The sequence below is a fragment of the Pseudomonas khavaziana genome, assembly GCF_036704165.1.
Lineage (GTDB): Bacteria > Pseudomonadota > Gammaproteobacteria > Pseudomonadales > Pseudomonadaceae > Aquipseudomonas > Aquipseudomonas khavaziana.
In genome coordinates, this window is sequence record NZ_CP129946.1 from 2,597,956 (window position 1) to 2,610,097 (window position 12,142).

The 12,142-nt window shown below is 57.5% G+C and carries 9 protein-coding genes; 3 read left to right on the forward strand and 6 right to left on the reverse strand.

Translation table 11 applies throughout. From position 1 onward, the window contains the following. Positions 1–47: 47 nt before the first annotated feature. Together QYQ93_RS11715 and QYQ93_RS11720 are read right to left on the reverse strand one after the other, a co-directional pair. Entirely contained in the window at positions 48–1,034 is a 987-nt protein-coding gene (locus QYQ93_RS11715; protein WP_338476987.1) for an ornithine cyclodeaminase family protein, read from the reverse strand. 185 nt (positions 1,035–1,219) lie between these two features. Next, positions 1,220–1,528 carry a DUF6124 family protein gene (locus QYQ93_RS11720; protein WP_043050242.1) on the reverse strand — a complete coding sequence of 103 codons (309 nt, stop codon included), beginning with the start codon at positions 1,526–1,528 and terminating at the stop codon, positions 1,220–1,222. A 658-nt stretch (positions 1,529–2,186) separates the two neighbouring features. Here QYQ93_RS11720 and QYQ93_RS11725 point away from each other — a divergent pair. Next, positions 2,187–4,643, forward strand: coding sequence for a dermonecrotic toxin domain-containing protein (locus QYQ93_RS11725; RefSeq protein WP_338476988.1), 2,457 nt, complete (start codon positions 2,187–2,189; stop codon positions 4,641–4,643). 121 nt (positions 4,644–4,764) lie between these two features. Here the strand turns inward: QYQ93_RS11725 and QYQ93_RS11730 are convergent, their stop codons facing one another. The 4 genes from QYQ93_RS11730 to xylA form a co-directional block, all read right to left on the reverse strand. Continuing rightward, positions 4,765–5,901: a sugar ABC transporter permease gene (locus tag QYQ93_RS11730; protein ID WP_043050243.1), complete on the reverse strand. Its 1,137-nt coding sequence runs from the start codon at positions 5,899–5,901 to the stop codon at positions 4,765–4,767. Beyond that, positions 5,902–7,446, reverse strand: coding sequence for a D-xylose ABC transporter ATP-binding protein (gene xylG / locus QYQ93_RS11735; protein WP_043050244.1), 1,545 nt, complete (start codon positions 7,444–7,446; stop codon positions 5,902–5,904). 136 nt (positions 7,447–7,582) lie between these two features. Continuing rightward, positions 7,583–8,581 carry a D-xylose ABC transporter substrate-binding protein gene (gene xylF / locus QYQ93_RS11740; RefSeq protein WP_043050245.1) on the reverse strand — a complete coding sequence of 333 codons (999 nt, stop codon included), beginning with the start codon at positions 8,579–8,581 and terminating at the stop codon, positions 7,583–7,585. Between the two features lie 101 nt (positions 8,582–8,682). Next, on the reverse strand, positions 8,683–9,999 hold the full coding sequence (gene xylA / locus QYQ93_RS11745; protein WP_057025339.1) for a xylose isomerase: 1,317 nt from the start codon (positions 9,997–9,999) through the stop codon (positions 8,683–8,685). Positions 10,000–10,211: 212 nt separating this feature from the next. Here xylA and QYQ93_RS11750 point away from each other — a divergent pair, with 212 nt between their 5' ends. Both QYQ93_RS11750 and QYQ93_RS11755 read left to right on the forward strand, forming a co-directional pair. Continuing rightward, a complete protein-coding gene (locus tag QYQ93_RS11750; RefSeq protein ID WP_338476989.1) occupies positions 10,212–11,627 on the forward strand; it encodes a PAAR domain-containing protein in 1,416 nt (471 codons plus the stop codon). After that, complete coding sequence (locus tag QYQ93_RS11755; RefSeq protein ID WP_043050248.1) at positions 11,624–12,013, forward strand: hypothetical protein; 390 nt, start codon at positions 11,624–11,626, stop codon at positions 12,011–12,013. The genes QYQ93_RS11750 and QYQ93_RS11755 overlap by 4 nt, the downstream gene beginning before the upstream one ends. The last annotated feature ends 129 nt before the right edge of the window (positions 12,014–12,142 follow it).

Below are 12,142 nucleotides of genomic sequence, written 5' to 3' on the forward strand. Positions count from 1 at the left end.
TAGGCGCGAGCTTGCTCGCAAAAAACGTCAACGATAACGCGGGCGTCCTATGTAAACGCGGTGCCTGTGAGTTCTTCGCGAGCGAGCTCGCTCCTACATTGGTAGAGGGCATTGGCCAAGGCAATGTCTTCCAGGCCTAGGCCGATGGAGCGGAAAAAAACGTGGCGCTGATAGTCCGGGCGTTGCGCCATGTCGCTGAGCAATTCGGGCAAGTCACCGAGCACTGCGCGCGCGTCCCAGCCGTGCTGTTCGCTGGCGATCAGCATATCGCCGGCCGCGCCCGGCGTGGTCTGCCGATAGTCGCAGTACACCTGCATCTGGTTGAGGCACGCCGGGGGCACTTCATGGGCACGGGGTGCATTGGTGCTGATGGAGGTGATCAGGGCAGGCTTGCGCAAGCGCATCGGGTCGATCACCGGGCCTGCCGATGAGGTGCAGAGCATGATCACATCCGCGTCCTCTACTGCGGCATCGCAAGTGTCGGCGAGGGCCAGGCGCGGGTCCAGGCCGGTCAACTGCGCGCGGGTGTCGGCGCTGGCACTGTCAAGGCTGGGGGAGTACAGGCGGATGTGCTGCCAGTCGCGCAGGTTCTGCACATAACGCAGGTGCGCCTGGGCGACCTTGCCGCTGCCGATGATCGCCAGGCGCTGCGCCGTCGCCGGGGCCAGAGCGTCCACCGCCAGTGCGGTGGTCGCGGCGGTGCGGGCGGTGGTCAGCTCAGAAGCGTCGCACAACAGCAACGGCTGGCCACTGTGCATCGACATCAACAGCGTCCACGCCGTCACCAGGGGCCCTTGCTCACGCACGATGTAGGGTGAGGTCTTGACCCCATACACCCCGTCTTCGGCCAGCACACCCAGGTAGTTAATAAAGTCACCGGCGCCGTGGGGGAACTCTACCAACTGCTGCGGCGGTTGCACGGCCTGCCCGGCGGCCAGGTCGCAGAACAGCTTGCGCAGGATAAGCGGCACATCGACCTGGGCGAGCAATGCCCGCGCCTGAACTTGATCGATGATGAGGGGCGTATTGGACATGGATGTCTCCAGGTAAACTAATTTGTCTATTATGGACATTTAGTTCTTGTGCGCAATAACCCTGGGAAAAAATGGAGATCAATATGGGAGGGGGCTTGCTCCCGATGGCGGTGTGTCAGTCAAGCGGATACTGACTGATACTCAGCCATCGGGAGCAAGCCCCCTCCCACAGTTTTAACCGCGTTCTATGCAGTGGCTTTTGTGCAGGTCAGGCATTCGATGGAGCGATCCACCGTGGTCTTGGCAATCTCCAGCAAATGCCACACCGCCAGGATCTTCGCCCGCTCGGGGCTTTGCAGCAGCTCGCCGCAGTCCAGCGCGGTCGCTGATGCACTGTCGAGCAGACTGGCAGTGTAGAGCAGGGCGTCTTCGAAGCTCAGGTCTTCGTTGACGCAGTGGAAGCCTTGGGTGGGCAGGTAGTGGTCGATGGCGCGGTTGAAGGCGGCGCGGTCTTTTGCGGGATCGCGGGGTGGGTCGGGTAGGACTTTGTTCATGGTGTAGTTCCTGTCTGAATATCAAGGAGCTGACACCTTTCGCGACTAAACGAAGGTGGCGGCTGTACGCAGGTTAGTCGACCGGTCAGAACAGGAACCCGGCGCGCCCGAGAGCGCCCTGCGCACAGCCACCATAAAGCTTCATGGGAGCATGCGCCTGTTCAAAATCCGGGCGACTAAACCCGATCACTGAATTGGCAGTGACGGACCGCAGACTAGCCATCGATTCCAGCAGGCACAAGGCGGCAGGGATTGTCTAGGAAACGTCCTGCAATTTAAAGGGACCCGCCTTGCTGGCCCTTTAAAAACCATGACCAAATGCCACCAATCCCTCATTTGGAATGCAGACAAATGTGGGAGGGGGCTTGCTCCCGATGAGGGAATGTCAGTCAGCATATCTGTGGCTGACCCACCTATATCGGGAGCAAGCCCCCTCCCACAATTTCAACCGCGTTTTAGGCAGTGGCTTTTGCGCCGGCAACGGCACCTCATGCGCACGACAGTGCCCGAGATCAGGTGGTGGGTTTGAATGGAGGGTTTATGGAGCGCTTACGTTGGAACCAATTCTTACGCCAAATCCACATATGGCGTACAGCAGCACAGGGCGGAACCTGCGTTGCAAAGAACCGATTCCATCATATGAAGAGCCTGACTGATCATGACTTTTCCTGCTGTTGGTGCACCTCTGCCAATAAATAACATTGCGCCGACCACACCCAAGTCCTGGGACTCCCCCGGCGATCGCTTTACACTGAAGACCAGCAAAGACAAATTTATTGAAAGCGTAACGAAGGACTTGAATAGCGGCCAGCTGTCACCTGAAGTCAATCGTATGGCCGAGGCAGTGCTTTCACCAGGCAAACCCGGCTTGCCGAAAGTTCAAGTCAAAACCTTTGCGGTAGATGGAATTCAAGCGAAGGACATCATGTTCATTCAGCGTGTGCCACCGGTGCCCGAAGGGCCCAATGTCGTCCTTTTCATACCCGACGACAAAGGCGGCTCATTTCTGCCATTCAAGACTGTCGAGGATATGAATGCCGGGCTGAAAAAGTTGGCCGGCGACCCCCAATGGCTGCAAGCATTCAGTGCGCACTTTGAGGTAGATGGGCTGCCTGAAAAGAAAAAGCGCGTCATCGATACGATGATCGATTTCAAAAACAACAAAATCAACGCCATCGTTGGACCTTATGCCAATGAAGGCGTTGATATCTTTGCGCGACTGGATAAGGGAACGTCCGAACCACCCACTGCGGTTAATGGATTGACGAATCTTCAAGAAGAGCACACGAGTCCAGATGGTCGCGTGCTTTATTCAGGACTGCTGCCCGACGGAAAAAAAATATACTACCAGTATGATTCGTACGGCAATCTGTTCGGTTCCGATAAAAAAGACGTTTTTGTTTTCGTCAAGAATGGCTTGAACAGTCATAAGCCAGTAGTGCCGCTGACAGAACGCGAGGCTAGTAATACGCTTTATGACCAATCAATGGAAAATGTCGGCGCAGATGATCTCAGGGGGCTCTACGAAGAGCTTCTTACCCATCTTGAACACCCTTTCTCGGGCATTGCCGACGCGCTGAATGCGTTAGGTATAAATAAAAAAACGGCGGATACTGTAGAGCGTTATCTGGACAACCCCTTTAGTGCGCTGCTACTTGATTTGAACAAAAGCAATCAGATCGGCAATGTGTTTGGCGTCGATAAGGCGACCATGAACTCGGTCCTTAAAGGCGTCGGTGATATCGCGCAGGGTTTTGTTCCTTTTTATAGCCAGGCCAGGGGGCTCGGGACCCTGCTGGCGAAGGCGATACGCAATGAGCCGATGACCAAGCAGGAGGTGCGTGACATGGCCGATGCGATGGCATTGAAGCCGAACAGCCCGGCCCGGAAAAACCTGGCAGTTCCAGAGCCGATTGGCAAACCCGCACGCCTGCCGAGTTCCGTACAGGAAGCGCAAACAAAGGCGCCCCTCGAAAAACCTCCGGTCACGCCTGGCAATGTAGAGATCCTGCCGCGACCTCACGCGTATCCGGGTTTCAAAGAAATCGAGCTTGGAGGTACCAAGTACTTCGTTGCCGAAACGCCCGATGCCGTGGACGGCGTGCATTACCAACTGTGGGAACCCGACCCGAATACCCCGTCAAAACTGATGAAAGCCGAGGGGGTGGCCAAGCTGGATGACAGCGGAGCATGGGCATTGGGAGAGGCACTGCCCCCACCGACGGGAGCGGCAAAGGGCATGCAAGCCATGGTGCTCGATGGGGAAACTTTTTATACTTACAAAAAGCCGAATAACATGGGTCATTACGAACTCTATCGTATTGATCCAAACAACCCCGAAAAAATAACGTCGGCTAATCAATTTGCCACTCATGAATCAGGCCAATGGACGCGCGTTGGGTTGAGGGGGGGCGGTAGACTTTCGAGAATCCTTTCACCGAAATATAAGCAGGCAGGTGAGGCGCTGGACTCCACTATCGAAAAGTTTAATCGTGCCTTCCAAGCCATAAAAAATGGCCAGTCAGTACAGAGCGTCCTGACGGAAAAAGAACTCAAAACCTTTGGAGGACAAATGTCGGAACTCGAAGGAAGTAATGCCGAGTTATTTCCCCATGTTGAAGACTATGTTCACGCGGACTCTGATTCTTTTAACGAACCATTACGCGCGGGTCAGACAACACTTGAACTGACAGCCTTTCTGAATGAATTTGAGCAATTGAAAAGCTATAAGGGCACGGCCTATCGTTCGGCGTTTGTCACACCGGAGGGCGCAGAAAGAATAAAAAATGGAGTGGGTCAGGTTTTCCTCGACGACGGTGTGCAGTCTGGCTCGGTCAGTGCGTTTAACTCAGCGGATTGGGAAGGGTGGGCCACCAACGTAGCGCACAAGCGGGGGAATGCATCCCAGCCGGTTGTGTTTGTAATGGATGAGACGATACCGAAAAAGAATTTGTCAACAGGGTTTCTACCCGACCATGTTGCAGTTGGGCCTAAAACACCAATGAAAGTCCTTTCAGTCAAGGAGCAGGGGGGGAGGTTGTTTGTCTATATGACGGCTCCTACCGGGGCGCCTGAACACGCGTACAACATATACAATGGTAATAAGGCTTATTGATTTTTATCTGCGTTCCGAGTCTTGTAGATTTATATAAATCTGCTGATTGATACGCCGTGGGTATGCGCAAACAGGATCAATGGTTTCGAGGGGCGAAACCATTAAATCTTCACTATATGGCTTACCGCCGACCCGCCCGCGTACTCACATCCACCCACACCGCCAGCACCAGAATGCTGCCTTTCACAATCATCTGCCAATAACTGTCCACATCCAGCATCGACATGCCGTTATCCAGGCTGGTAATCACCAAGGCCCCGAGCAACGCCCCATATACCGTGCCCGAGCCGCCGCGCATCGAGGTGCCGCCAATAAAGCAGGCGGCGATGGCGTCGAGTTCGCCCATGTTGCCCGCCGACGGTGACCCGGCGGCGAGGCGGGCGGTGTTGACCAGGCCGGCGAGGGCGCACATCACGCCCATGATGCCGAAGATCCACAGTTTCACCGCTTGCACATTGATGCCCGACAGCCGCGTGGCTTCCATATTGCTGCCCACCGCGTACACCCGCCGACCAAAAACGGTCTGGCTGGTGACGTAGCTGAATACGCCGAGCAGCACCAGCAACAGCAGCACCGGCACCGGGATGCCGTCGTAGCTGTTGAGGGTGGTGACAAACCCGGCGAGCACCGCGCCGATCAGCATCACACGCAGCCCGTCACGCACCAGCGAGTGCGCGGCCAGGCCATGCAGCGCGCGGTTGCGCCGTTGTTTCCAGGTCAGAAAAAGCGTTAGCGCGAACAGCACTACACCCAGCCCTGCGCCTACCGTGTGAGGCAAGTAGCCCTGGCCCACATAGACCAGCGATGGCGACACCGGCGCGATGGTGGTGCCGCCGGTAATCCCCAGCAGAATCCCGCGAAATGCCAGCATGCCGCCCAGGCCGACGATAAACGAGGGGATGCGCAGGTAAGCGGTCATGTAGCCGTTGGCCAGGCCGATCATCAGGCCGCACAGCGCCACCAGGCTGAGGTTGGCCAGCAGCGGCACGTGATAGATCACGTCGAGAATCGCCGCCAGCCCGCCCAGCAGCCCGAGCAACGAGCCCACCGACAAATCAATCTCGCCGCTGATGATCACCAGCACCATGCCGCACGCCAATATTCCGGTGATCGACATTTGCCGCAGCAGGTTGGACAGGTTGCGCGGGGTGAGGAAGCCGCCCTCGGTTTGCCAGCTGAAAAACAGCCAGATAAACGCCACGGCGATCACCAGCGCGAGCATTTTGTAGCGGGTGAAAAGGTGTTTGACCTGATTCATCTACGCGGTCTTCCGATTGTTATTGTGTTGGCTGAGCGCAGCGGCGAGCACCTGCTCCTGGGTCAGCCCCTCGTTGATGAAGTCACCGCGCAATTGGCCGTCGCCGATCACCAGCACACGGTTGGACACGCCGAGCACTTCGGCCAGCTCCGAAGAGACCATGATGATCGACACGCCTTCGGCCGCCAGCGCGCCCATCAGCTTGTAGATCTCGTACTTGGCGCCCACATCCACACCCCGCGTGGGTTCATCGAGGATCAGCACCTTGGGCTTGGCCATCAGCATTTTCGCCAGTACGGCCTTCTGCTGGTTGCCCCCGGAGAGGCTGGTGATCGGCAGGAACGGGCTGGCGGTCTTGAGGTGCATGCGTGCGATCTGCTGGTCGATGCTGCCCAGTTCGGCCTCGGCGTCGATACGGCTCAGGTGTGCGTAGCTATCAAGCACCGCCAGGGTGATGTTATGGCCCACGCCCAGGTCGGGAATGATGCCCTGGCGCTTGCGGTCCTCGGGCACCATGCACAGCCCGGCGCGGATCGATTTGAGCGGCGTGCGCGTGTCGATCAACTGGCCGTCCAGCCACACCTCGGCGCTGTAGCGGCCGGGGTAGGCGCCGAAGAGTGCCGACACCAGCTCGGTGCGCCCGGCGCCCACAAGCCCTGCGATACCGAGGATTTCGCCGCGCTTGAGCACAAAGGAAATATCGTCGACACGCTTGCGCTTGGGGTTATCGACGTCGTAGCAGGTGACGTTGCGCGCTTCAAAGATCACTTCGCCCACTGCATGGGGCTCGGTCGGGTAGAGGTTGCTCATCTCGCGGCCGACCATCTGCGTGATGATCTGCGCGATGTCCATGTCCGCCATGGCCGTGGTCGCGATGTGCTTGCCGTCGCGAATCACCGCGATGGTGTCGCACACCGCCGCCACTTCATCGAGCTTGTGGGAGATGTACACGCAGGCCACGCCCTTGGCCTTGAGGCCCCGGATAATATCCAGCAGCACTTCGATTTCCGAACGGGTCAACGCCGAAGACGGCTCATCAAGAATCAACAGGCGCGCCTGCTTGTTGAGGGCCTTGGCGATTTCCACCAGTTGCTGGTAGCCGCCGCCGTACTGCGACACCGGCAGCGCCACATTCATGTCCGGCACCTTCAGCTCGCGCATCAAGGCTTCGGCACGGTGCAGCATCGCCGGGTAGTTCATGCGCCCGCCGGGCAGGGTCAGCTCGTGGCCCATGAAGATGTTCTCGGCCACCGACAGGTCCGGCACCAGGGTCAGTTCCTGGTGGATGATAACGATGCCGGCCGCCTCGGTTTCGCTGATGGATTGGGCCTTGAGCGGCTGCCCATCCCAAAGGATTTCACCCTCCCAGGTGCCGTAGGGGTAGACCGCCGACAGCACCTTCATCAAGGTGGATTTACCGGCACCGTTCTCGCCGCACAGGCCGACGCATTCGCCCGGACGTACCTTGATATCGATGCCATTGAGGGCGTTGACACCGCCAAAGCTTTTGACGATGCCGTTCATTTGCAGCAGGTAGTGCGACATGGCGATGGCTCACACAAAAGGCCGATAAAACACGCTCACTGTAGGAGCGAGCTTGCTCGCGAAAATCGCGCAGGCGACGCGGGTCTGCCTGGCAGCGCTGCGTTATCGTTGGCGCTTTTCGCAGGCAAGCCAGCTCCTACAGGCCGATCTGCTCTTTGGTATAGAACCCGTCCTTTTCCAACAGGTCGATGTTGGCCTTGGTCAACGGCGTCGGGGTGAGCAAGATGGTGTCGACCTTCTTGCTGCCATTGTCGTATTGCGAGCTGTAGGTGGGTTTTTCGTTGCGTGCCAGTTGCACCGAGAGCTTGGCGGCTTCGGTGGCGATCAGCTTGAGCGGCTTGTAGACGGTCATGGTCTGGGTGCCGTCGATCACGCGCTTGACCGCCGCGAGGTCGGCGTCCTGGCCGGAGATGGGCACCTTGCCTGCCAGCTTCTGCGCGGCCAGGGCCTGGATTGCGCCGCCGGCGGTGGCGTCGTTGGACGCGACGATGGCGTCGATCTTGTTGTCATTACGGGTCAGGGCGTTTTCGACAATGCTCAAGGCTTCGGTAGGGTTCCACTCCTTGACCCACTGCTGGCCGACAACCTTGATATCGCCCTTGTCGATGGCCGGTTGCAGCACCTTCATCTGGCCTTCGCGCAGCACCTTGGCGTTGTTGTCCGTCGGTGCGCCGCCGAGCAGGAAGTAGTTACCCTTGGGCGCCGCCTGCAGCACGCCGTTGGCCTGCATCTCGCCGACTTTTTCGTTATCGAAGGAAATGTACGCATCGATATCCGCGTTGAGGATCAGGCGGTCATAAGACACCACCTTGATCCCAGCCTTCTTGGCTTCGGCCACGGCATTGGTCAGCACGGTGGCATTGAAGGGCACGATGACGATCACATCGACGCCCCGGGAGATCAGGTTTTCAATCTGGGAAATCTGCTTCTGCTCGTTGGCATCGGCGGACTGCACGAACACCTTGGCGTCGAGTTTTTCCGCCGCCGCGACAAAGTAATCGCGGTCGCGGGACCAGCGCTCCAGGCGCAGATCATCGATGGAAAAACCGATCTTCGGATGGGCAGAATCGGCCATCACCGGCAGGGCAAGCAGGGCCAGGGCGCTGGCGAGCAGGGTGCGTTTGAATGATTTCATGGTGGTGCGTCCCTTTATTGTTGTTGGAAAGACACAAGGTGATGCGGGTAGAACTGTAGAGCGTCCCTTGACGCTCTGTGCATAGATTTGTCGTGCAAATGTCACCGATAGATAAACCGATTCACAACCCCCTCCAGCATTTCCTGTCGACCACTCACCGCCTGCGGGTTCAGCTCCTGGGCAAACGCATGCTCAGCCAGGGACTGCAGGCTGAACTCACCCGCCAGCACCGCCTGGCCCAACGGCTGCTGCCAACCGGCATAACGCTGGTCCTTGAACTGCTGCAAGCGGTCGTCCTGCACCATCGCCGCCGCACGCTCCAGGGCCAGGGCCAGCACATCCATGGCCGCTACATGCCCGTGGAACAGGTCCACCTCGTCCAGGCTCTGGCGCCGGACCTTGGAATCGAAGTTATAGCCGCCGTTCTTGAAGCCCCCGGCCTTGAGGATTTCATAGGTGGCCAGGGTCATTTCCTCGACGCTGTTGGGGAACTGGTCGGTGTCCCAGCCGTTCTGCGGGTCACCGCGGTTGGCGTCGATGCTGCCGAAGATCCCCAGCGACACGGCGGTGGCGATCTCATGATGAAAACTGTGCCCGGCCAATGTCGCGTGGTTGGCCTCGATGTTCACCTTGATTTCCTGCTCCAGGCCGTACTCATGCAGGAAGCCGAACACTGTCGCGCTGTCGTAATCGTACTGGTGCTTGGTCGGCTCCTGGGGCTTGGGCTCGATCAACAGGTCGCCGGTAAAGCCGATCTTGTGCTTGTGCTCCACCACCATGCGCATGAAACGTCCGAGCTGTTCACGCTCGCGCTTGAGGTCGGTATTGAGCAGGGTTTCATACCCTTCACGGCCACCCCACAGCACATAGTTGGCACCCTTGAGCCGCAGCGTGGCGTTCATCGCACTGAACACCTGGGCGGCAGCGAAAGCGAACACTTCCGGGTCCGGATTACTCGCGGCCCCGGCGGCAAAACGCGGGTTGCTGAAGCAGTTGGCGGTGCCCCATAGCAGCTTGATGCCGGTCTGTTCCTGATGACGTTCCAGGTGATCGACCATCTGCGCAAAGTGGTTGCGGTATTCCTTGAGCGAGCTGCCCTCCGGCGCCACGTCGGTGTCGTGGAAACTGTAGTAGTCGATACCCAGCTTGGAAAAAAACTCAAAGGCCGCCTCCGCCTTGCCGATCGCCAGTTCCATCGGATCGCCACTGCGCTGCCATGGGCGCTTGAACGTGCCCATGCCAAACATATCCGCCCCTGGCCACACAAAGGTGTGCCAATAACAGGCGGCCATGCGCAGGTGTTCGCGCATGGGTTTGCCGAGGATCAGTTTGTTGGCGTCGTAATGGCGAAAGGCGAGGGGGGATTCGCTGGCAGGGCCTTCGAAGCGAACCTTGTCGACACCGGGAAAGTACGGCATGGCGGTTTCCTTATTGTTCTTGGCGGTGCCTGGATACTAGCAACGGCACCCGAGGTGCTGATTATGAAAATCACCAAGGTGTAGTGCGATTTTGAGTGGGGGCTCAGAACGGCTCAGGGAGTACGTGATTTAGGGAAACGTCTGATTTTACGGTGGGTAAACGCCTCTTCAGGGTTTGGGTGTTGATCAACTTTAGCTAAGTGGGGGAGTAAATGAGCAAAGGACACTATGTTGTTTTAGGTGACCAAACGACGTGCGGCGGACGAATTCTCGAAGGTGATCCAACATTCAAGCTACATGGCCTTCACCGTGCTCTGGAAGGGGCTCGGGTCACTTGCGGAAATCATGCCGGAAGCTTCCGGATCCTAGGCGGCATTTCCAGTATGAGGCGTAATGGAAAACGTGTTGCTGGCACGCTGGATAGCGTGAGCAGTTGCCCCTGTGGAGCCCGGCTGATTCCTTCGGTATTAACGGCCACCTACGAAAAGCGAGAAGTAGCACCGCCAGCGAGTCAGCGGGTTGCTCAACCGGGCGAGGCAACTGTAAACGGTAACCCAGTGACACCGTCTCAATCTGCTTTCACGCCTTCCGATCGTGCAGTGCAGACGGTAGCCAACAGCGTGCAGGGTCAGGAACCAGGCTTCTATATCGTGCCCAAGAGCATGTCCCGTGAAGCACTGGAGGCGGCACTTTTTCCGACGCTCGACCCGGCTGTGATGAGCAAGTTTCAATCACTGAATCCCCATACAAGCCGCGTTAAAGCCGGCTCGATGATCGTGCTCAGCGATCCGAGCAATACCTCCTGCACCTATCAGGAAGCGCAACTGATGCAGGCCGCTCGACAGGTTGACGCATCCCTGGATGCCTTGACGCCAGACGAGGCCGACTTCCTGTTTCGCCATGGCGCTGAAATTGCCGGGTTTGTCGGTCATACCTCAACCTGGCTCGGCGTGAGTGCGGTGGTGATGGAGAAGCACCTGAGTAATCTGCGCGACACACTTCAGGCGATGGAGCGCCTGCATCAGGAAAGCTATCGGCAGCACGGCCACCTTAGATCGCCGCAGTTCTTTGCTGATCGTCAGCGGCTGATGAATCAATTGGATGCCCATTTGCTCAACTCCACGCGCCTGCGCGGCCAAACAACCCTGGGCGATCACCCGAAGTTGAAAACGGCCCTGGGTATATCAAGTCGTAGCTTGGTGCATCACTGGGACAAAGCGGGCGGGCCGGGGCAGATTCCGGGGTATGCGGCTCATGTGGAGGCGGTCAGCCGTGCCACGAAGTATATGAAGGCAGGGGGGTACATCGGTATTGGTCTTGGCGGAGTGTCTTCGTTGTTGGCAATTCAGCAGGTGTGTAATGGCGATTCTGGTGCGGCTTGCGAGAAGGTCAAGTTTACGGAAGTAGGAAAATTTGTGGGATCTGCTTCTCTTGGAGCTTTGAGCGGGGTGATGGCGGGTGCTGCCAGCGGTTCTATTTGCATGGCGATCGGCGTAGCGACTGGAGGCATCGGCGGGGTTGTTTGTGTCGCGGCTATAGTGGGAGCAGGCGCATGGGTGGGTACGACAGGAGGAGGGATGGCTGGTGAGGCTATGGGAGAAAAACTCTACGAAGTTAATCAACCATGAGCAATATCGACACGTGGTCTCCGTGGGTTGCAATCGCTTTTCTGGGCGGCCCCATGCTGCTTGCAGCTTGGACTCTTGCATACAGCCTTTACCTGACCCATCGACATTTGGATGCCATAAAAGAGGCCTTAAAGAACAGCCGTTATATTTATATCTGGGGCCCAAGTCTCGGAAAACGAGGTTTGATTTGGTCTCTCTTGGAAATAGCGAAAATCACTGGAATGATAATGTGGCCAAAAGCTTCTCTCATTCTTGGAGAATTGGACCCAGTCGATCTGAAAAATTTTCCACCTTACTTAAAGCGTCGTCTCACCGTTAATTTGAAGATAATGATCATTGCCTTCATTTGGATGTTAATCGGCGTTGCCTTGCTGAAGGTAAGGTAGTTTGAAGGGCGATAAACATGACTGTAAAGCCTCGGCATTTCCAACCTCAGCCTGCCGCATCATTGGTTTCGGTTGGTACGCCGAGGTAAAGCTCAGATCGAGGCACTGTTTATGCTAGCCAATTCTCCC